Origin of the sequence: Pandoraea sp. SD6-2, from assembly GCF_000389825.1 — a bacterium.
In the GTDB taxonomy this organism is placed as follows: domain Bacteria; phylum Pseudomonadota; class Gammaproteobacteria; order Burkholderiales; family Burkholderiaceae; genus Pandoraea; species Pandoraea communis.
Genome location: NZ_KB944444.1, coordinates 135,839 through 157,982, shown reverse-complemented (window position 1 = coordinate 157,982; position 22,144 = coordinate 135,839). Strand labels below are relative to the sequence as shown.

General features: G+C 61.9%; 16 protein-coding genes and 1 tRNA gene. 9 read left to right on the top strand and 8 right to left on the bottom strand.

The window, feature by feature from the left end:
- Positions 1-210: 210 nt before the first annotated feature.
- A tRNA-Val gene (locus C266_RS13665) sits at positions 211-285 on the top strand.
- Between the two features lie 402 nt (positions 286-687).
- Here the strand turns inward: C266_RS13665 and C266_RS13660 are convergent.
- From C266_RS13660 to C266_RS13645, 4 genes are all read right to left on the bottom strand, one after another.
- Positions 688-1,680 carry an FAD:protein FMN transferase gene (locus C266_RS13660; RefSeq protein ID WP_010805936.1) on the bottom strand — a complete coding sequence of 331 codons (993 nt, stop codon included), beginning with the start codon at positions 1,678-1,680 and terminating at the stop codon, positions 688-690.
- Positions 1,661-3,871: a PepSY domain-containing protein gene (locus tag C266_RS13655; protein WP_010805935.1), complete on the bottom strand. Its 2,211-nt coding sequence runs from the start codon at positions 3,869-3,871 to the stop codon at positions 1,661-1,663. The genes C266_RS13660 and C266_RS13655 overlap by 20 nt, the downstream gene beginning before the upstream one ends.
- A gap of 25 nt (positions 3,872-3,896) precedes the next feature.
- On the bottom strand, positions 3,897-4,364 hold the full coding sequence (locus C266_RS13650) for a DUF2271 domain-containing protein (protein WP_010805934.1): 468 nt from the start codon (positions 4,362-4,364) through the stop codon (positions 3,897-3,899).
- Positions 4,365-4,476: 112 nt separating this feature from the next.
- The gene (locus C266_RS13645) at positions 4,477-4,902 is read right to left on the bottom strand and encodes a PepSY domain-containing protein (RefSeq protein ID WP_036662943.1); all 426 of its coding nucleotides are present in this window, start codon (positions 4,900-4,902) and stop codon (positions 4,477-4,479) included.
- A 134-nt stretch (positions 4,903-5,036) separates the two neighbouring features.
- Here C266_RS13645 and C266_RS13640 point away from each other — a divergent pair, with 134 nt between their 5' ends.
- On the top strand, positions 5,037-5,696 hold the full coding sequence (locus C266_RS13640) for a response regulator transcription factor (RefSeq protein WP_010805932.1): 660 nt from the start codon (positions 5,037-5,039) through the stop codon (positions 5,694-5,696).
- Positions 5,697-5,698: 2 nt separating this feature from the next.
- On the top strand, positions 5,699-7,069 hold the full coding sequence (locus C266_RS13635) for a HAMP domain-containing sensor histidine kinase (RefSeq protein WP_010805931.1): 1,371 nt from the start codon (positions 5,699-5,701) through the stop codon (positions 7,067-7,069).
- Positions 7,070-7,253: 184 nt separating this feature from the next.
- Here C266_RS13635 and C266_RS27920 read toward each other — a convergent pair whose 3' ends face one another.
- Complete coding sequence (locus tag C266_RS27920) at positions 7,254-8,390, bottom strand: hypothetical protein (RefSeq protein ID WP_010805930.1); 1,137 nt, start codon at positions 8,388-8,390, stop codon at positions 7,254-7,256.
- A gap of 73 nt (positions 8,391-8,463) precedes the next feature.
- Entirely contained in the window at positions 8,464-9,870 is a 1,407-nt protein-coding gene (locus tag C266_RS13625; protein ID WP_010805929.1) for a surface lipoprotein assembly modifier, read from the bottom strand.
- Positions 9,871-10,434: 564 nt separating this feature from the next.
- On the opposite strand from C266_RS13625, the gene C266_RS13620 reads away from it, so the two are divergent.
- Positions 10,435-12,675, top strand: a complete 2,241-nt coding sequence (locus tag C266_RS13620; RefSeq protein WP_010805928.1) for an NADP-dependent isocitrate dehydrogenase — start codon at positions 10,435-10,437, stop codon at positions 12,673-12,675.
- Positions 12,676-13,468: 793 nt separating this feature from the next.
- Positions 13,469-14,368, top strand: coding sequence for a PhzF family phenazine biosynthesis protein (locus C266_RS13615; RefSeq protein ID WP_051126308.1), 900 nt, complete (start codon positions 13,469-13,471; stop codon positions 14,366-14,368).
- A 135-nt stretch (positions 14,369-14,503) separates the two neighbouring features.
- Here C266_RS13615 and C266_RS13610 read toward each other — a convergent pair whose 3' ends face one another.
- A complete protein-coding gene (locus C266_RS13610) occupies positions 14,504-15,109 on the bottom strand; it encodes a TetR/AcrR family transcriptional regulator (RefSeq protein ID WP_051126306.1) in 606 nt (201 codons plus the stop codon).
- 202 nt (positions 15,110-15,311) lie between these two features.
- On the opposite strand from C266_RS13610, the gene C266_RS13605 reads away from it, so the two are divergent.
- From C266_RS13605 to C266_RS13595, 3 genes are all read left to right on the top strand, one after another.
- Positions 15,312-16,151 carry a metal-dependent hydrolase gene (locus C266_RS13605; RefSeq protein ID WP_010805925.1) on the top strand — a complete coding sequence of 280 codons (840 nt, stop codon included), beginning with the start codon at positions 15,312-15,314 and terminating at the stop codon, positions 16,149-16,151.
- Between the two features lie 913 nt (positions 16,152-17,064).
- Positions 17,065-18,105 (top strand): porin, encoded by a 1,041-nt coding sequence (locus C266_RS13600; protein ID WP_010805924.1) that lies wholly within the window; start codon positions 17,065-17,067, stop codon positions 18,103-18,105.
- Between the two features lie 91 nt (positions 18,106-18,196).
- On the top strand, positions 18,197-19,489 hold the full coding sequence (locus C266_RS13595) for an NCS2 family permease (protein ID WP_010805923.1): 1,293 nt from the start codon (positions 18,197-18,199) through the stop codon (positions 19,487-19,489).
- Positions 19,490-19,597: 108 nt separating this feature from the next.
- Here C266_RS13595 and C266_RS13590 read toward each other — a convergent pair whose 3' ends face one another.
- The gene (locus C266_RS13590; protein WP_010805922.1) at positions 19,598-20,323 is read right to left on the bottom strand and encodes a GNAT family N-acetyltransferase; all 726 of its coding nucleotides are present in this window, start codon (positions 20,321-20,323) and stop codon (positions 19,598-19,600) included.
- A 251-nt stretch (positions 20,324-20,574) separates the two neighbouring features.
- On the opposite strand from C266_RS13590, the gene C266_RS13585 reads away from it, so the two are divergent.
- On the top strand, positions 20,575-22,140 hold the full coding sequence (locus C266_RS13585) for a PLP-dependent aminotransferase family protein (protein ID WP_010805921.1): 1,566 nt from the start codon (positions 20,575-20,577) through the stop codon (positions 22,138-22,140).
- The last annotated feature ends 4 nt before the right edge of the window (positions 22,141-22,144 follow it).

Here is a 22,144-nt window from a genome sequence, read left to right as displayed (position 1 = left end):
GAAGAAAACATCCCTATAATTGCGGTCTTTGCTGCTTGCGAGTCATCGCGAGAAACGGCGTGAAGTGATCGAGAGATATCGTCACGGCGGCAGCAAAAAAGAACGAAAGAAAAGTTGCAGGCTTCTACGAAAACAGTTAAAGTTCTGCTCCTGATTGCGAAACGAAAGCGTTAGCAATCAGCACTAAATCATTGATTTAGTTAATGATTTGGGTGGTTAGCTCAGCGGTAGAGCACTGCCTTCACACGGCAGGGGTCACAGGTTCAATCCCTGTACCACCCACCAAATTTGCGCGAACCGCGCGGAATAAGGCCCTCAGGCAATTGCCGAGGGCCTTTTTCTTTTGGTGCCTAACCTCTTCGAGAGCTTTAGGTGCAAGGGCGGTGCAGTCAGAAAATGCGTCCAGACCTCAACAAGAACTCGTATGGCGCAACACGGGGCATCGATCAAAAGATGCGGAGACTTCTGGCGAGCCTTCGTCCGAAGGAAAGATTACCCCGCGCAAAGTCGGACATTCGACATCGGGGCCTCACCGGCCACAGCATCAATCATTCTGCCTACGCATCGGCCTGCTTCATGCAGCATTGCCCAAAGAGCCCCCTCACTTCGCAGCGGCTCCCGGGCTGCGCGGAAAACGAGGCATCACGATCGATGCCCTGCCCTTCCTGTCGGCAAACGTATTTGCCTTTAATCTGCCTGCTGCTCGTTGGCAAAACAGCCAGTCCCGATCATGCGCAGCGCTCCGCCGTCGCGCACGACGAAGAGTGCGTCGAGGCGCCGGCGCTGGGCATAATCTCGCCCTGCATCCACGCCTAGCACCAACAAGGCTGTCGCGTAAGCGTCCGCGTCCGCGCATGTCGGTGCAATGACCGTCACCGACGCAACGGAACTGCACAGTGGCGCACCGGTTCTGGGATCCATTGTGTGCGAGACACGCACACCGTCGATGTCGGCCCAGTGACGGTAGTCGCCGGACGTCGCAATGGCGGCATTACTTAGTTCGATCACACTCATTGCGGTATGCCGCTCGTCATCCGGGGCTTCAAGCGCAATCGCCCACAGCGACCCATCCGGCTTGCTTCCGCAAGCGCGCATTTCACCGTCGATGCCAACAAGCCATGAGCCGATCCCGTGCTCGTTCAACACGCGTGCCAGTTCGTCGACGCCGAATCCCTTTGCAATGCCACACAGATCCAACGCAACCGATCCACGCTTGCGCACCCGGCACTGTTGCACATCCACGTCGATCAGATCGCTCACAGACGAACATGGGCTCGCTCGCGACGTCTCCACCGCGCCTGGATGATGTGCACGCTGCTCGCCCGATGGCCCAAAACCCCACATACCAACAAGGTCACCGACGCCGATGTTGAAGGCGTTGTGCGTATCACGGCCAATCTCCAGCGCACGTGCGAGCAAAACCGCAAGACTTCTGGATACCGGCACCCAGCAGTCCAGCTCGGCACAATTCAGCCGCGACAGGTCGGAGCTTTCCTTCCAGTTCGACATCTGCTCGTCAACCGCGCCAACCGCCGCCGCAAGCCGCGCCGCCAGTTCCTTTTCATCCGTCGTCGGCGACGCATGGAAGGCCGCAGTGTAGCGGGTTCCCATCGTCGCGCCGCTAAGGCGCCAGAGCTTAAGTTGCGCGTCTGGCAACGCTTCAATAGACATCTTCGACATAGCGCCCCTGCGCTCTCAATTGTTCGACGGACAAGCCGGTATCCATCAAAATACGTTCCCACGCCTGCGCGACACCTTCCGCCATCCTGCGGCCGCCGCACACCATGATTTGCGCGCCGTGCGCAACCAGCGTGCGCAGGCTCTGCGCATCGGCGACAAGGCGCTCCTGCACATAGCTCCGGCTTCCGGAACGTGAGAAGGCAGTCGTGAGCGCCCGCAGTCGCCGGTCGGCTACCAGATGCTTGAGTTCGTCGCGATACAGGAAGCCATCGTCAGCGTCGCGCGCACCGAAATACAGGTGCATCGGACGACGAACCGCGTTGTGCCGGATGAACCCGATCAGTGGACCGATCCCAGTACCGGCCCCGATCAGGATCACCGGAGCACTTCCGGCCCCCGGCCGAAAACACGCGTGCGGCCGCATGAATGCCTCAATCGTTTCGCCGGGCCGCAGGTCCGTGAGATACCCGGAACACACGCCGTTCTGGTGACGCCGCACGCAGATCTCGACCACGCCGTCCGCCGCCGCGCTCGCGAGCGAGTAGTACCGGGGCGAGGTGGCGCCCGGCGGCACGACGCCGAGCAGATCCCCCGTCTCGAACCGAGGCAGCCGCCGCCGTAGCAGGAGGGCCCAGTATCTTGCCCCCTCGGCAGGCATGAAGCGCAGCACCGAAGTCATGTCCTCTTTATCGGCACCGTAGTCGTCTCGTGAGACGAGCTTGAGCGGTATCGTGGGAGGCAGCAATGGCGTGTAGCGAATATCGAGCGACACGCCGAGCCTTTCGGCGAGCCCCGTGCACCACTGCCGGAATTCGGGTTCAGACTGCCGGTCAACCGTGCCCGGATCGGTCAGTGCGTCTAGCCCCTTGGCCGTCAGCGCGTCATGAACCGTTCGCGCATACCCGCAAAAATGAGGAAACTGACGGTCGCCGAAGCCCAACACCCCGAACGCCACCCCGCCAGGGATCATCAGACGCTCGAGCTTCGGCAGGAATCGTACAGCGCTCTCCGGCGCATCGCCGTCACCATGGGTCGCCGTCAGGACCAGCAGATACCGCAGGCCGCGGTAGTCGGCTGCAAGATCGTTCATCGGCGCAACATGCACGCGAAAGCCAGCCCTGGTCAGTGCTGCATGCAGTGCCGAAGCAAAGCCCCACGTGCTATTGCCCTCCGTACCCACTAGCAACACCGTATCTGCGTCGCGTGCCGGCACGTTGCAGGCGAGCTTCGGCATGCTCCGTCGACGACGCAGCCACAGCAACACGCCGGTGGTGGCCAACAACGGCACCGATGCCGACGATGCGCCGAGGATCAGCCCAAGCCACCATAGACCTTCGCCCGTGTGCAGCATGCGGACCATCCCGTGCAAACGTTGCCAGGCGTCGACCGGCTGAAAGGCAAGCCATCTGCCTGACGATGGATCGACATAACCGGCGCCATCCGTCGTATTCACTTCGATGACGCTGCTCGGGTCGGCCGCGTTGGCAAACGTCAACTGACGCAGCCTGGAGACGTCGATTGCCAGTGCAGACAACTGCCGCAGTGGCATCGGGGACGGGGTGATTGCCGAAACGCTGAGGCTGGGCTCCTGCGCGCCGCCTTCCGGGATCACGCCGAACGTCGTCAACGACATGACCACCCCGGTCATCGCCGACAGCGTGAGCCCGGCAAGCACGGCTCGCGCAGTCTCGTTATGCAGTCGCTGCAACCCGTCACCCCGGATCGGGGCCAAAATATGCGTCCACCCGCCCATCCGGCGTGCGAGCAAAACAAGCCCAGACAACACCGCGAACAGCATGAAGGCGGCAGTCGCGCCTGTTGCTATCCGGCCAGCGTCGCCGAGAAAGAGCTTGCGGTGGAGGTTCTTCAGCCAACGCTCGACAGGCGATGGGCGATAGTCGCCGACAGCCTTGCCGGTCACGGGATCAATGATCGATGCACGCTGTTCGCCGCCAACATGGTAGTACGCGATGATCTCCCCTGACGGTCGGCGCATGAGCGTTTCGACGCCGGGCACCGAGGTGCTCACGCGGCTGGCGAGCGTTGCCACGCTCAACGGCGCCAGGTCTGGGCGGACGGCACTTGCGTGCTCAAGTGCCGGATTTACTGACAACACCGCGCCTGTCAAGGCGACGATCGTCATCAGCAATGCAGCGATGAGACCGGGGATTGAATGGAGCTTGCGTAACATCGGGCACCTCCTCGCCTGCCCCTGGCTACAGGGAATAGCGGAACGACTTCACATAGCCGCTCCCCTTGACCGTCTTGTTTGCGCCCGAGGTGGTCAACGGCACGACGACCTCGGATGGGTACTCCTTCATGTCCTCGACCGCGGTGTCGATGTGGACCTCATATCCGGCGTCGAGCAGCGTGTCGGAAAGATCCAGCGTCGCACGCAGCGTCTTGCCTGCGCCGACGCTGGCGCCCGTAATGCCGTCCACCTTTGCGGTGCCGCCTGTGGCGCGATACCAGTCGCGCAGGTGTCGGTAGTACTTGGCTTTCCGCCCCGCCACCCACAGCGTGCCCTGATACCGTCCGGTGCGATCGGTGACATACATGGCAACGTAAGCGCCATCTCCCCCATAGTTCGACAGTTGCGTTTCGAACGAAACCTGACGCGCGGATGCAAGTGAAGGAGCAGCAAGCGCACCGGCAAGCACGGCAATCGGGAATGCGTGTTTCATCTGGATTCTCCTGATTTAGGCAAAAGGGGGGCATCGCACCCATCGCATTGGCCTGCCGCTGCTTCAGCAGGGCCAACGCCGATGAGGTACGCGGTGCATCGGCGATAAAGGGTCAGCGGATCTGGACCCGGGGCTTCGTGCCGGGCTTCAGCAAACCTTCGGAGGGTGCGTCAGCCGGTGGCTTGCCAGAATTCGCATCCGGCAGGCGTCCGCGTGCTCCGTCGTGGTCGTCGTCTTCACGCTTCATGCGGACGATATCGAGGGTGACAGGATCAAGTTTTGCCTTGAAACGCCGGCCATCGGCATCACGCCCCTTGACCTCGTAGCAACCGTCGTCGATCCTGAGCCTGTCGATCTGCCACCCCTTTTGCTGCGCCATCGTCCGGACGGCATCACGCGGCTTCCAGGCGTTGACCGGGGCCTCGCAATCGTCGCTGTCGTGCGCCTGTGCGGGATAGTGGATGCCGACAGCGCCGACAAGGACAAACATCGTGAGCACCAGGCGTCTGGCTATTCGCAGGTGTTTCATAACTAACATCTCCCGTTCCCATCCTTAGACGCCACAATGCACCCCAAACCTGAAGCCAAGCTTGCGGACACAGGAAATTTCCGTCATGTTCGCGACAGGTTCGCATGGCAAAGTCACGCGAGACACCCATCAGGGAGATCTTAATGAGAGTCCTTCTCATCGAGGATGAGCCTTGGCTCGGGGAGGCCGTTCGCGACCAGATCGAGAAAGACGGACATCCGACCGACTTCGTCACCAACCTCGCCGAAGCACGCCGACACCTCGCGGCCGCCAACTACGATCTGGTCCTGCTCGATCTGCTGCTTCCCGATGGCAGGGGGCTCGACTTCCTGCGACAGCTTCGTGCGAGTGGATCGACCGTGCCCGTCATCATCCTGACAGCGCTCGACCAGGTGTCGAATCGTATCGACGGCCTGAACGCCGGCGCGGATGACTATCTCGTCAAACCATTCGACCTGTCCGAGCTTTCCGCGCGGGTGAGCGCGGTGTCGCGCCGGTATTCGGGCAATCCGAATCCCCTGGTCAATCTCGGCGAACTGCGTATCGATACGGCGGGACGCAGCGTGATGCGGGGTGCCGCGCGCATCGACCTGACCGCCAGTGAATGGGCGCTTCTCGAAGCCCTGATCCGGCATCCGGGGATGATCGTATCAAGGAGCCGGCTGGAGGATCGCCTTTATTCCTTCAACGAGGAAATTGGCAGCAACGCCATCGAGGTACATATGAGCCGGCTGCGCAAGAAGCTCGGTGCCGATGTCATCGAGACCTTGCGTGGGCTCGGCTATCGGCTGAAACTGGACTGACCATGCTGCGCAGCCTGCAAAGTCGACTGGCGGCAGCACTGGTTGCAGGGCTCGCGGTGCTATCGCTCGCGGCTGCGGCCGCTTCATTCTACGTGCTGCGCCACGAAGTCGATCAGATGTCGGACAGTGCGTTGCAGGAAACGGCGCAGCGCCTGTTGCCGCTCGCCATCATGGATATCGTCGGGCGCGATTCGGATGGCGATGACGATGGCAGCCGCCGTATCGCAGCCGTTCGCCCGCACGACGAATTGCTGACCTACGCGGTTCGCGATGACAGTGGCAAGCTCCTGCTGCAATCGCACGACGCCGATCTCGCCATCTTCCCGCCTGACCTGAAAGCAGGTTTCACTTCCACGGCGTCGCACCGGATTTACGCCGAACCGGGCTTGCAGGGCACGATCTCCCTGATGATCGCCGAGCCGCTCGCCACGCGCCGGCATGCAGTGATTGAGGCCGCGCTCGCGGTCGCCAGGGTCCTCATCCTGTTTCTGCCGGTCGGCCTGTGCGGCATCTGGCTGATTGTCCGCACCGGGCTACGGCCAATCCGGCGCTTCTGCGACAGCATCGCTGCACGCGGCCAGAATGACCTGACCCCACTCGAAAAGAAGGAACTGCCGACGGAGGTCGCGCCGGTCGCCGACGCGGTCAACGACCTGATGGCTCGCCTGGACCGCGCGCTGGCTGCGGAGCGCAGCTTCACTGCCAATAGCGCGCACGAGTTGCGCACGCCAATTGCCGCAGCCCTCGCGCAGACGCAGCGCCTCATGGCCGAAATGCCTTCCGCCGCCACGCGGGAACGCGTACAGCATGTCGAGAGAGCCCTGCACACTTTGTCGCGGGTCAGCGAAAGGCTCATGCAACTCGCGAAGGCCGAAAATGGACGCGTGCTCGGGGACGCGCCGCAGGATCTGCGCCCGGTGCTGGAGCTTGTCGTCGAGGATTTTCGGCGCGTTGCATCGGCGCAGCCGATCCAGCTCGACGTGCCCGACCAGCCCGTACCGTCGTGGATCGATCCGGACGCATTCGCCATCGTCGTGCGCAATCTGGTTGAAAATGCACTCAAACACGGTGCGCCCGGGAAACCGGTGGAGATTGTGCTGTCGGTCGCCGGTACGCTCAGGGTAAGGAATCAAGGACCCGTGCTGCCGGACGATGAACTTGAGCGCCTGACGAAACCGTTCGAGCGCGGCGCGACTACCGCCACAGGCAGCGGGCTTGGTCTGGCGATCGTCGACGCGATTGTCCGCGGCGCAGGTTCGGTCCTTACGCTGCGCTCACCGGTTCCGGGCTGGCAGGACGGCCTGCAGGTGAGCATCGATGGTCTGCCGCTGGCGTCCGCGAAGCCGGTGCGCGAGAAGACCGGTCCAGCGTAATCAGTCGAGATGGCGTGACGGGTTGTCTTGAGACGATCGGCGAACCTGGGCTGGCACTCTCAAGCCCTTGTTTTAATACTGACTTCTGCCGGTCGGGACCAATTTTTCATAGGCGAACAGACAGCATATCCAGCGGTGCAACGGTTTCAGACGCACCGCACGCCTCTATCGCCTCACCCCATCATCAGCGCTTGAACCCCGCTGCACCGATCACTCGCGTCTCCGGTCCCGTCAGCGAATAAACGATCCCCGCGTTGTTCGCCGCCGCGCCCGTGAGCATGCCCTGCGTCGAAAACGTGCAGGCGCTGCCCGCGCACGCGCCACCAGTCACGTTCTGTGTCATGGTGGTGAACGTACCCCGTGCGCCATCCGGGCCGACTCTCGTGATCCCCGATCCCGTCACGTAGGTCTGTCCGGGCATCGCAATATTCAAATTAGGCGTGACGTTGTACTGCCCATTCTGAAACGCAATGCTGAGCGCCCCCGATAGCGTGCCAACCGCGCCCGTCGTCATGTCGACAGCTTTCGTTGCGCCGGCGAGCGCGTAGGTCATCGTGCCCGACACCGGCAGATTGGCATCCAGCGTCGGGCGCCCCACGAGGTATGGCATGCCTGAGCGCCACGTCGACAGATCGAACGCCACGTTGTGATCGGACACACTCCCCGACGTCCATCTCCCCCAACCGAGGTCGTCGAGCTTGCCGACCTCAATCGCCGTCAACGTCGAATTCACGGCGAACGGCATGGTCGATCCCGTGAAGTTGGTCAGCCAGTTCAACACATTGAACGTCGCCGTTCCCGAGCCAAGATTACCAAGACCGTCCGAGCCCCAGTTCATCAGGTAATAGCCCGAACCACTTGCCAGCACGCTGGGCAGCGCGGCCGGCGGTATCACGACAGGGGGAATGACTGCCGTCACGACATTAGGCGGCGGATCCCGAAAAACGGACGGCGGCGTGAACGTCAGCCCAGGATTCACGGGCATGAAGACCGGCGGCGTGGCGAGCTGCGGCGTGAAGCCGAACTGTCCCGCAACGAACTGCTGCGTGCCACCAGGATTCGTCACGTTGATCAAGCCGTCCAGCACCTGAACATAAAGCCCCGGATTCAGTTGTGTGAAACTACCACCGGCGCCGCTCGGCACAGTACTCCCCGGTGCCGAGGGTTGCGCGAAGCGGCCGAAATCCGGGATCGCGGTCTGAGCGGCGGCTGGCGAAATCCCGGCCACCATCAAGCACGGCATTGCACTCAGAAGTGCCGCCACACGCCGGAAGGCGTCGCGAGACACCCCCCGGGTCAGTATCGGTTTGCGCAACGTCATTTTTCGCTCCATATCAGGACGGCAAGGCAACATATCGAAGTCGGAAACAGACCGGGCACGCACCCGCGAAGTGTCAGCGGAAGTCATAACGCGCCACAACTTCATAAACGCTGCGGTGATAGTCATACAGCGTCAGACTGGAACGGTTGCGAGTGAAGCTGTATTGCGGTGTGACTGAAAATGCCTTCGTCACGAAATACGAATAGCCCGCTCGCACATCTAGCTGGCGGTCGCGGCGCTCGACGAGAAACATGCTGTCGAGCGTGTCGTAGTTGCGCCGCTCGAAGCTCACGTTCGCAAACAGCACCTGATTAGGCATCGCATGCCATTCGCCACCGAAGCGTCCGCCCCACAGGTGATTGCCGAACGCCGCAGCATTGTTGTCCTTGGGACTCTCACGTCCCGCATACATCGACGCAAACACCACCGGCTCGCCATACACCGACGTGAATCCCTTGACGATGGAGGCGCCGCCCAACGCGCGGTTCACATCGCGCGCGTCTGTTCCCATATAGCGCAGCGGCGTGTACTGCGCGAACGCCGCAGCCTGAAGGCTGTCACCCAGATCTCGCGTCCACTGCGCCGTGAAACCGTTCAGATTGCGATAGCTCTCCGCGTCCAGCCACATGTGCTGATTGGCATATTGCAGGCCGAAGTTGTTTGCACCGGATAGCCAGTTCGCCCCAAGCTGGAACATATAGCTGCCCTGATCGAACCCCCGGGCGTTGCCGCCATATCGGCGAATATCAATGTCGGCACCGCCCGACACCACGAGGTTCTCCGTCACGGCATGACGCACCGACAACCCACCGCTCACATCGCCAAAATTCGCGGGCGTGCCGCGGGCGCTGCCGTCGAGAACGAACACCAGACCGCCGAGCGACGGAATGGCAATCGACGAGTTGGTCGTCGCGTTGTTGGCGTTGGTGTCGCGTCCGAAATTGCCTTGCACGTATCCCGACCACGCGGTGCGCACGCCCACCGGCGCATTGATCGCGTTCAGATAAGCCTGAATGACCGGGCGCACCCCTTCCGGCACATCGCCTGCGGCCACGCTTTCGAATTCGCGCCGCGCATTCTCGCGTTGCCCCAGCAGGAAATAGGTTCTGGCAAGCTCGAGATGCGTGGGGCCGTCATCGGGACGCGCCGCAGCACTGCGCTTCAACGCTCGTTCGGCAACCTCGAGATGACGGCTATCCGCCGCGGCGATGCCAAGCAGATAGTCATACGCCGAATCCCCGGCCAGACGATCCTCCAGCGGAGCGAGCACCGCGTAGGCCGCATCGGGCGACTTCGCGTGCATCAATGCGCGCGCCTGTTGAAGCGCCTGATCTTTTGCATCGGGCGAATCTGACGAGCCTGGCTGAGCAAAGGAACGAGCGTCGACTACAGCGCCTTCGGAAGCGTATGCCCCGCCGGCGAGAACAACGGAAAACGCCGCCGCAACGAACGCGCGCCAGCGAAACGATAGAACGGACATGCCAAGAATCCCCGATACGACGAGACTCCGGCCGCGCCGGTAGCCTCTTGCTGGTCTATTTTTTGGTTTTGCTTTGTACAGCCGAATCTCACTGTCGCGCGCCTACCTGTTTTCATTGCAGCAACGGCAGTGAACGCGCGGCGTCCCAGGGCCGGCGCGTGGGCGCCATTAAAGCGCAACGATATAGGCATGGCAAGCGGGGAATCCGGAGGCGCGTCCACGACATTCGCTCAGGGTTCGCCTGGTGAACCCGACTTCGGCGCTCCCTTTTCAATAGATTATTTCTATTAAAAGATAAAATTCATTAATATTTATCTTCCCAGCGTCCCCCATCAACACACCCCCTGATCCACGCCCCGCCGCACGTTGCGGGATTTTGCACGAAGTTATGGGGCCTACAGAGGCAGTCTTATATAAGACCAAAGCATTCACATTACGAAAAGGCATTTCAGTTTTGCCCCCGACCCGTGTCACAATCGGGGAAATTTGTCATGGCTAGCGGACTGGCACCTCAGTCAGCGGCGTTCCCCCACCTTTCCCTGCTTCTTGAATCCGAGACCAGCGATGAGTACGCAGCAACCCAGCATCATCTACACCCTGACCGACGAAGCACCGCTTCTGGCCACCAGTTCCTTCCTCCCGATCATTCGTACGTTCACGGCACCGGCGGGCGTGTCGGTCGAGACGAGCGACATTTCGGTCTCGGCCCGTATCCTCGGCGAGTTCCCCGAATTCCTGACGGAAGAACAGCGCGTGCCGGATAACCTCGCCGAGCTGGGCCGTCTGACGCAAGAACCGGACACGAACATCATCAAGCTGCCGAACATCAGCGCATCGGTGTTCCAGCTCCAGAGCGCCGTCAAGGAACTGCAATCGAAGGGCTACAAGATTCCGGACTATCCGGAAGATCCGAAGACCGACGAAGACAAGGCTATTCAGAAGCGCTACTCGAAGTGCCTCGGCTCGGCCGTGAACCCGGTGCTGCGCGAAGGCAACTCGGATCGTCGCGCCCCGCTCGCCGTCAAGAACTACGCCAGAAAGCACCCGCACAGCATGGGCGAGTGGAGCATGGCTTCGCGCACGCACGTTGCGCACATGAAGCATGGCGACTTCTACCACGGCGAAAAGTCGATGACGCTCGACCGCGCCCGCGACGTCAAGATGGAGCTCGTCACCAAGAGCGGCAAGACGATCGTTCTGAAGCCGAAGGTCTCGCTGCTCGACGGCGAAATCATCGACAGCATGTTCATGAGCAAGAAGGCGCTGTGCGACTTCTACGAAGAGCAGATGGAAGACGCGCGCAAGACCGGCGTGATGTTCTCGCTGCACGTGAAGGCCACCATGATGAAGGTCTCGCACCCGATCGTGTTCGGTCACGCCGTGAAGATCTTCTATAAGGAAGCCTTCGAAAAGCACGGCAAGCTGTTCGACGAACTGGGCGTGAACGTCAACAACGGTCTCGTGAACCTGTACGAGAAGATCGAAGCGCTGCCCAGCTCGCAGCGAGAAGAGATCATCCGCGATCTGCACGCCTGCCACGAGCACCGTCCGGAACTGGCGATGGTCGACTCGGCCAAGGGCATCTCGAACCTGCACGCACCGAACGACGTGATCGTCGATGCCTCGATGCCGGCCATGATCCGTATCGGCGGCAAGATGTGGGGCGCCGACGGCCGTCCGAAGGACACGAAGGCCGTGATCCCGGAAAGCACGTTCGCCCGCATTTATCAGGAAATCATCAACTTCTGCAAGACGAACGGCAACTTCGACCCGACCACGATGGGTACGGTGCCGAACGTGGGCCTGATGGCTCAGAAGGCAGAAGAGTACGGCTCGCACGACAAGACGTTCGAAATTGCCGAAGACGGTGTGGCGAACATCGTCGACATCGCCACGGGCGAAGTGCTGCTCTCGCAGAACGTGGAAGCCGGCGACATCTGGCGTATGTGCCAGGTCAAGGACGCACCGATCCGTGACTGGGTGAAGCTCGCCGTGAACCGCGTGCGCAACTCGGGCATGCCGGCCGTGTTCTGGCTCGACCCGTACCGTCCGCACGAAGCCGAACTGATCAAGAAGGTCGAGACGTACCTGAAGGATTACGATACCAACGGCCTCGACATCCAGATCATGTCGCAAGTGCGCGCCATGCGTTACACGCTCGAGCGCGTGATCCGCGGTCTGGACACCATCTCGGTGACCGGCAACATTCTGCGCGATTACCTGACCGACCTGTTCCCGATCATGGAACTCGGCACCAGCGCCAAGATGCTGTCGATCGTGCCGCTCATGGCTGGTGGCGGCATGTACGAAACGGGTGCTGGTGGCTCGGCACCGAAGCATGTGAAGCAACTGGTGGAAGAGAACCACCTGCGCTGGGATTCGCTGGGTGAATTCCTGGCATTGGCCGTCTCGCTGGAAGACCTGGGTATCAAGACGGGCAACCAACGCGCCAAGATCCTCGCCAAGACGCTGGACGCCGCTACCGGCAAGCTGCTCGACAACAACAAGAGCCCGTCGCCGAAGACCGGCGAGCTGGACAACCGCGGCAGCCAGTTCTATCTGGCAATGTACTGGGCGCAGGAGCTGGCCGAGCAGAAGGACGACGCCGAACTGGCCAAGGCCTTCACCTCGCTCGCCAAGCAACTGACCGAGAACGAGAAGACCATCGCGAGCGAATTCGCCAGCGTGCAGGGCAAGCCGACGGACATCGGCGGCTACTACAAGCCGGACTTCGAGAAGCTCGATCAGGTCATGCGTCCGAGCAAGACGTTCAACGCGGCACTGGAAAGCGCCACGAAGGCCTAAGACGGGAAAGCATGCGATGCGGGCGGTCTGTGAGGACCGCCCGGGAACACCGCAGCATCCAACAAAAAAGCTGGCCTAGGCCAGCTTTTTTGTTGACTTCACGCTGGCGGTGCGAAAGCGGGCCATGTCACCCTTCGCCCCACCGGATACCGGCAAGGGGCGCGCTCGGGTAAGTCCAGAACACCGGCATCGTGGCAATGCATGCCTGCCGCGCCGACCGAGAGTGCAACCATCGCGAGCGGCACGTTGTTGCCCAGACCGTGCTCAGATACAAGCAGACCTCACGGTTCTCGCCATAAGAGAACCGATCGCGCAAAGTCCGGACGCATTGTCTCCGGACGTCGCCCCCGGCCAGCGGGCCGTTGGGCGACGTTTCTCACCCTGCCATCCCCTTTCGTCATTGGGAGGCCGACGGGATTGTAAACCATAGGACACCGCTCCATTTCGAACGCTTGCCCGGCCATTGGCCACATGCCGAAACCGCGTACGCCGAAAATGTCGTGTTGACACGACGTTCATCGCGAGCTGACACAATGCGGCGTTGCGAGCGATGTCAGCGTCGCAATGCCGCGCAGCGCGGTGCGTCCGGAGGCTGACATGCGTATGCCGATAAGGACGTGTCTGAAAAGCCATCGAAAATTCGTCACATCGCCACCTGACAGCCAGGCGGCTTGGCGCGTAACCTAGACGTTTTCGGGAGGCATCACGCGGTGCACTGCAATGCCCGTCGCGAGATGGAGCGAGACGTCGTGCAAGGCCTCCCGCCGAGACATTTTCCGAGTCACCTATCGCCATGACGTCACCCACTGCTCTTTCTCTCCCCACGCCGGCGACGGTCTCGTTGGTGAGTGTGTTTCCCGCTGCCGAGAACGGTGGCAATCCGGCGCCCATCGTGCTCGATGCGGATGCCATGACCGCAGACGACATGCGTGCCGTGGCTGCGCACTATGGCCACGAGAGCGCGTTCGTGATGGCTCCAGAACACGCGGGCAATGCCTGGCGTTTTCGATTCTTTGTACCGAATCACGAGATGGAGATGTGTGGACACGCGACGCTGGGGGCGTTGTGGGTGTTGCGTCGCGCCGGGCGATGGGATGGCAGCCCCGTCACGATTGAGACGCTCAGCGGACGGGTCGAAGGCCGCCTCGCGTCGGATGGCGAGCATATCGAAGTGAGCCAGCCGGCCGGGCGCACCGAACCGGTCATCGATGCCAGCGCCATCGCCGCCATTTGCGCGGCGCTGCGAATCTCACCTGACGACATCGCGCTCGAAGGTATCTGTAACGCCGCGACCAGCCGCGTGAAGACGCTGGTGCCGCTACGCAGCGTCGAACAGTTACAGGCGTTGGCACCCGACTTTACGACGATGCTCGCCACATGCGACGCCATCGGGTCCACCGGCCTGTACCCGTGTGCCCGGGAAGACGTTGGCAACGGACGTGCGTTACCGGTACTGCAAGCGCGTCAGTTCCCGCGCGCTTCCGGCTATCCGGAAGATGCGGCGACCGGCATAGCGGCCGCCGCCCTGCTCTACGGTGCGCGCCGCTACGGCTGGCTCGCGCCCGGCGAGCGTGGCGTCGTCGTGCGCCAGGGGGTGGCAATGGGGCATCCCTCCGCCATCACCGTCACGTTGCGCGATCCGCTCGATGCTGCCGCCGGCTGCTGGATCAGCGGCGACGTGCACGCCATGTAACGACGACCGGTACACCGCACAGGAACACGGTACCGGCCCGGCTGGCGAGAAGACGCCATGACGTGCCGACGGACATGGAACGTCGAACGTCGAACAAACGACCGCGACGGGAAGCACCGGCCGGCGCTTTGAGCCTTAGCCGTCTGCGCGCAGCAGCCCCCAACATAACCGGTAGAGTTCGTCTTCAAACTCGGGCGTGCCGAGCAACGGGGAGTCTTCAAGCGCGGCGGAGCGCAGCGTGCCCATGACGGCGCGTGTGAGCACGAAGATGGTGGCGGCGGTGGGCGGACGCATCTCTGGGGCGTCGCGCCGCGACATGGCGACGGCGATATGTTCGGCTGCCTCGCGCATGGCTTGCATGATGTTCTCGTGATGATCGAGTTGCCACGCCATCTTGATGAGCGAGCGCTTCACGCGCCCGCCCGCGCCGAACGCTTCGATGAGCACCCGAAGCCGCTCACGGATCACACGCTCGGGGTCTGCGCCTTCTTCGGCGGCTCGGGCAATACGTTCATTGAGTTCGTCCATCACGCGGCGACGTTCACGCGCGATCATCGCCAGCAGAATCGCTTCTTTGGTCGGGAAGTACTGGTAAAGCGTGCCGATAGAGAAGCCGGCCTTCCGAGCGATACGATTGGTGGTGAGCGCGGCCTCGCCTTCTTCGTCCAGAACCTGAGCAGTGGCCTCGAAAATCGTCTCGACGGTGTGTTGCGCGCGTGCCTGCATCGGCCGCTTTCTCATGGTTGACGGGGCGTTCGGGGTAACGGGCGGCTTGGGTGTGAACATGTTGAAAAACCTGAGCGGGAAGCGAGTTGCGGCAAGACGCCTGAAAAATGAATAATGCTCACATTCAAGACAAAACTCAAGTGACGGCGACAAGGCGAGCCTTCCGCACTCAGCGAGTGCCGCAAATTCGCCAATATCGCCGGAGAGCCGAGACACCATGAGCAACGACATTTCCGCCCTGACCGTACGCAAGCTGACGGTCGACCTCGCCAGTGGCTTCGACCGTCATTGGCATAGCGGCGACGCGTACCGCACGATGTACTACAACGCGCTGTCGATGAGCTTCCCGGTTGGCGAGCAGTCGTTCATCGATTCGGTGCGCGACACGATGGACCATCTGCCCGACGATGCCCGCTACGACAAGTTACGTGCCGACATCGCGCAGTTCATCGGACAAGAGGCGACACATCGTCATCTGCATGGCCAGTACAACGCGCAGTTGGCCAGGCAGGGGCTGGTCAATCACTGGGAAAACTGGGCGACGGCCCGCATTCAATGGGCTCGCCGCCGCAAGCTCTCGCCGATGTATATGCTCGCCGTGACGGCTGCATACGAGCACTGCACGGCCGTGTTCGGCGATGGCGCACTTCGTTACGACCGCTGGCTCGCGAAGGCAGCGCCGAAGATGCGCCTGATGTGGCAATGGCATGCGGCCGAAGAAACCGAGCACAAGGCCGTCGCGTTCGATCTGTATCGCACACTCGGGGGCAGCGAGCGTCAGCGCATCCTGACCTATCTCTATGTGCTGTTCATGTTCGCGCTGGAAAGCCATGCGCAGACGATCAATAACCTCTGGCACGACGGCACGCTCTTCAAGCCGCGTACCTGGTGGGGATTCACCACGATGTTCTTCGGCCGGGATGGCATCGTCTGGCGCAGCACCGGGCCAATGCTCAAGTACCTCGCGCCCTCGTTTCATCCGAACCGTCACGGAGATCCGAAGCTCGCTGAAAACTGGCTTGAGGCGCATAGCGCCAGTTGGCGCGCCGTTCGTTGATTTGCTTTGCCGGTTGCTGACGGCTGACCTGCGCTTCCCTCAGCGGTCGGCCGCCGGGCCGCTACCCGTTTTCGTCGCTCCACGAAATTCGCTTTGGAAAACGGGTACCGGCCCGACGGCACGAAACACGCCCTCGCATCGTCGCAACCCATCCCCCTCCTCGCCTCGCTTCCCCCGCCACCCCCATCTTCACGACGACACCGTCTTCTCATGCGCCAAGGGCCTCGCCGCCCGTCCCCACGTGCTTCGCAACTGCTGGGGCCCGAGCAGCGAGGCCCTCGACATCGCACCGGTGCCTCCTCCGCCCAGTCCGCAACGGCCGTGGCTACCGACAAGGTTGCAACACACTCGGTGACGTGGGCGCGTCGCGTATTTCACGACGACACCTGCAAACCGGGAGCGAAGAAGTCCTTTGGGGATAACGAGGCTCTCGACGATCGGGCCCCAGCAGTTGCGAAGCACGTGGGGACGGTCGGCGAGAGCCTGGGCGCAGGAGAAGACGGTGTCGTCGTGACGGTAAGGCGAACGACTGCGCAAGCGTGTGCGCCGGGGGAGGTCGCGTCGAATCGATGGCATGGAGATGGCCGTCGGTGGGGTCCCCGTTTTCCAAAGCGAATTTCGTGGAGCGACGAAAACGGGGACCCCGCCGATGGCAGACCGCAGCCGTGTGCAAGGGGCAAACCACCGGCGTTAACCCGAAAATTGTGCCGTCAACAACGGAATACCGAGTATCAAAGCCAGGTGATATGTCATATGAGGCAACTTGATAATAATAATCACGCCTCAAAGCAACACCGATACCCTCGCGAAGCGAAGTCAGTGTGTCAATGACTCAGGCGTGCCCCCTTGCACTCTTCGGTGAAAAGAGAAGTTCAGAGGCACGCACAAACTAAAACGAGACGGAGACACATTCATGAGCAAGGCAGCAGATTGGCTGCGAGGCGCGCTCGCCCTCGCGGTCTGTAGCGCAGCGGGCGTCGCCCACGCACAATCCAACGTATCGCTCTACGGTCAGGTCGACGCCTGGGTCGGGGCCGCCAAGGCACCGGGCGGTGAGCGCGCGTGGACGCAAGGCGGTGGCGGAATGTCCACTTCTTACTGGGGCATGAAGGGTTCTGAGGATCTAGGCGACGGTCTCAAGGCGATCTTCACGCTGGAGGATTTCTTCTTGCCGCAGAGCGGACGCTATGGCCGCTTCACCGGCGACAGTTTCTTCTCGCGCAACGCCTATGTCGGACTGCAATCGAACTCGCTCGGCACGGTGACGATGGGGCGTCTCACCACGTCCTATTTCGTCTCGACGATTCTGTTTAACCCGTTCGTGGACTCGTATACGTTTAGCCCGATGGTCTATCACACGTTCCTCGGCCTCGCGGGTCAGGGGATCGTCGGTGATTCGGGGTGGAGCAACACGGTGATGTATGCCACGCCGGATTACAAGGGGCTCGGCGCCAGCTTCTCGTACGCCTTTGGCAACAAGGCCGGTGAAATGGGCCAGAACAAGTGGAGCGCCGCCGCGATGTATTTCCATGGCCCGCTCGCGGCCACCCTCGCCTATCAACAGGTGAAGTTCGATTCGACGCCCGACGATCAGGCAGGTATCACCGGCTTTCGCAATCAGCAGGCCCTGCAAGCCGGTCTGACTTACGACTTTCAGGCGGTCAAGCTCTACGGTCAGTATCAGTACATCAAGAACACGATTACCGGCGGCAACCTGACGTCGAACGGCGCTCAGTTGGGCGTGTCGGTGCCGCTCGGCGGAGGCAGCGTGATGGCTTCGTTCGCCTATACGAAGAATTCGGGTATGAACGACACGAGCCGAAGCACCTGGGCGCTCGGCTACGATTACCACCTCTCCAAGCGTACGGATCTCTATGTGGCCTACCTGAACGACAAGGTGTCCGGGCTCGAAGCGGGGAATACTTTTGGGATGGGCATGCGCACCAAGTTCTGACAAACTCAGCTGCACGGGTTCGCTCGCAGTACAATGCGCGCGCCCCCGCTGCACACGGACAACGGCATAACAAAGTGACAAGGAGAGCACGTTGCTGACTAAATTCTTCAAGCTCAAGGAGCATGGCTCCAATGTACGGACAGAAATGGTGGCAGGTCTCACGACCTTCCTCACCATGTCGTACATCATTTTCGTCAACCCCAACATCCTCGGCACGACCGGCATGGACAAGAGCGCCGTGTTTGTGGCGACCTGTCTTGCGGCCGCCATCGGCTCGGTGGTGATGGCGTTCGTCGCGAACTACCCGATCGGCATGGCGCCGGGCATGGGGCTGAACGCCTTCTTCGCCTTCACGGTCGTCGGCGCAATGGGCTACACGTGGCAACAAGCGCTGGGCGCGGTGTTTATCTCAGGGTGTTTGTTCATCATCCTGACGGTAACAGGCATACGCTCATGGCTGATTGCCGGGGTGCCCAAATCGTTGCGATGTGCAATTGCGGCCGGCATCGGGCTGTTCCTCGCGATCATCGCGCTCGGTAACGCCGGTGTGGTCGTGGCGAACCCGGCGACGAAAATCGGTCTGGGCGATCTCCACTCGCCGCAGGCGCTGCTCGCGATCTTCGGCTTCTTCCTGATTGCCGTGCTCGACGCCCTGCGCGTACGTGGCGCCATCCTGATCGGCATTCTGGCCGTGACGGTTCTCTCGATGGTCCTGGGCCTGAACCAGTTCCAGGGTGTCTTCGCCATGCCGCCGAGCCTGGCCCCGACGTTCCTCCAACTCGACATTCCAGGCGCACTGCACGCAGGCTTCGTTCACGTGATTCTCGCGTTCGTGCTGGTGGAAGTGTTCGACGCCACCGGCACGCTGATGGGCGTGGCAAAGCGCGCCGGTCTGCTCGAAGGTACGCATTACAAGGGCCTTGGCCGCGCGCTCTTCGCCGACTCGATCGCAATTTTCATCGGCTCGCTGCTGGGTACGAGCAGCACGACTGCCTACGTGGAAAGCGCCTCGGGCGTTCAAGCCGGCGGCCGCACGGGCCTCACCGCCCTCACGATTGCCGCACTCTTCATCCTCGCACTGTTCATCGCTCCGCTGGCCGGTTCGGTACCCGCCTACGCAGCCGCCCCGGCGCTGCTATATGTCGCAGGTCTGATGCTGCGCGAACTGCTCGACGTGGAGTGGGACGACATCACGGAAGCCACCCCGGCCGCATTGACCGCACTGGCAATGCCGTTCACCTACTCGATCGCCACGGGTCTGGCATTCGGCTTCATCTCGTATGCCGTACTCAAGCTGTTCACGGGCCGCGCGAAACAAGTTCACCCGGCCGCCTGGGTGATCGCCGTCCTGTTCGTGCTGAAGTACACGTTCTTCCCGGGTTGATCGATTCGACATCCCCATGACAAAACGGCCCGCCGGAGGATTCCCCCGGCGGGCCGTTTTGCATTGCGATGCGATGCTGCGGCTCGCAGCAGTTGCCCTACCCGGCACTCACGCCTTCGCAGCCGAAATCAATGCGGCCAACCCCGCACGATGCTGCCCCTGCGCATCGAAGTTCTCCGGCGATAACCATTGCTGGAAACCACGGCTGATGGCCGGCCATTCGCCATCGATAATCGAGAACCACGCCGTGTCGCGGCTACGGCCCCGGTACACAATCGCCTGACGGAAGATGCCCTCGAAGATGAAACCGTAACGCGCCGCCGCTCTGCGCGACGGTGCGTTCAAAGCATCGCACTTCCACTCGTATCGGCGATAACCCAACTCGTCGAATGCTCGGCGCATCAACAGGTATTGCGCCTCCGTACCCACACGCGTGCGCTTGAGCAACGGCGAATACGCCACATGCCCGACCTCGATCACGCCGTTCGCCACGTCGATGCGCATAAGCGCAAACGTCCCCACCGCCTTGCCCGTCTCCCGATCAATGATCGCGTAATGCAATGGATCAGCAGACGACGCCAACTTGGTCGCGTACGCGTAGTAACTGTCGAAGTCCGGGAACGGGCCGCCACTCATGTATGTCCAGTCTCGGCCGTCCGGCGCGCCAGCATATGCCTCGTACAAATCCTTCGCATGACGCTCCACGTCAATCGGCTCGATCCGGCAGTAACGCCCCTCGATCGGCGTACGCGACGGCGCCGCTCGCGGCTTCCAATCCGGCAGCGCAGCGCCGATCGGCTGGTCGTACTCGTTGAAGTTTGGTGCGTCAGTCATGTCCTTCTTTCTCCGAAAATAGGCCCACGTTCAGTTCATGACGCTCAAGGTATCGCTTCAGTGGTACGATTAAAAGCACCACTATGCGGAAATCTCATGGTGCCAGGATTTTTGTAAAACCCGCCGCAAGCCAGACCGAAGCCCCCTTCCGCCACTCAGACAGTGACCCAACTCGCAGCGGAAGGGGGCTCCGGTCCGGCCGCATACGCTCTCGGTTTCGCCGCCCCCGCCCTCTATTTCGCCACGTCGCCATGACTACCGCTCCGAAAGGCCGCCCCGCTCTCCACGATCACTCGCCGGAAAATGTCGCCGCACTCTTCGATAGCCCACTCACCCTCGGGCCCGGTCGCGGCGCCTCTCTCCAAAAACAACTTCTCTCCCGGCTCAAACACGCCATTCTCGAAGGCCGCCTGCCCGCCGGTGCCCGACTTCCCGCCTCCCGCACCCTCGCCGAAGATCTCGCCGTCTCACGGAACACCGTCTCCATCGTCTACGATCAACTCGCCGCCGAAGGCTTCATCGTCCCCCACCGACTCGGTACCCGCGTCGCACAACTCTCCCTCGACCCACACTTCGCCGCCGAAGCCGCCAAACAAAAGGCCGACGCGCTCGTGCCTCCGCCGCCGGACGATCTCCCCACCACACCCGCCGCCTCACGACGCATCCAACGCCTGCCATCCACCCGGCACGCCGCCCGCGCCAACGAAACACCCCTCCCGTTCACACCCGGTGTGCCCGCGCTCACCCGCTTTCCCGCCAGTACCTGGCGTCGCACACTCGAACGGGTCATGCGCGAGGCCCAACCCCGCCACTATCACTATGGCGACCCGCTCGGAGAACCCGCCCTGCGCGAAGCCATCGCCGAACACCTCCGCATCTCTCGCGGCGTGCGTTGCGATGCTTCTCAGGTCGTCATTACGGAAGGCGCGCACGAGGCACTGATCCTCTGCGTCCGGCTACTCACCGACCCCGGCGATACGGTCTGGATGGAAGATCCCGGCTATCGCGGCGCCAAGGCCGCCTTTCATTCGAGCGACGTTCGCCTCCAAGCCCTTCGCGTCGATGACGAAGGAATCGTGATTCCGGATGGTCTGTGGGAAACGTCGCCGCCACGGCTGGTGTATGTCACGCCCTCGCACCAATATCCGCTCGGCAGCGTGCTGTCGGCCGCTCGCCGCCTCGATCTGATCGCTCAGGCTCGGCATCACGGTAGCTGGATTCTGGAAGACGACTACGATAGCGAGTTTCGCCATCAAGGCGAACCCATCGCCGCCATGCAAGGCATGGTGCCGGATAGCCCCGTGGTGTACGTCGGAACGTTCAGCAAGACGATGTTTCCCGCACTCCGCCTCGGCTTCCTGATTCTGCCCGCAACACTCGCCACGCAAGCCCGCGATGCACTCGACGAACTCCTGCGCGGCGGTCATCGCTTCGAACAACTCGCTATGGCCGATTTCATCCGAAGCGGTCAGTTCGCGCGACATCTCGGCCGCATGCGGCGTCTGTATCGGGAACGTCAGACCGCACTGCGTGACGCGCTGGCCTCGTATTTCGACCCGGCGTATGCGGTGATCGGAGAACGCTGCGGCCTGCACCTGACAGTGCGGCTCGATCCCGCCTTCCCCGACAAGGCCATCGTGGCCGCCGCACAGCGCGAAGGCATCGGCCCTCGCGCCCTGTCGAGCTTTGCACTCGACCCACTACCCACGGATAACGGTCTCGTGATCGGCTACGGCGATACGGATGCTTCGCGTATCCCCAGCCTGATCAAGCGGCTTGCCACCATCGTGGCAGCGCAAAAGTCGGCGGCGAGTTAATCGC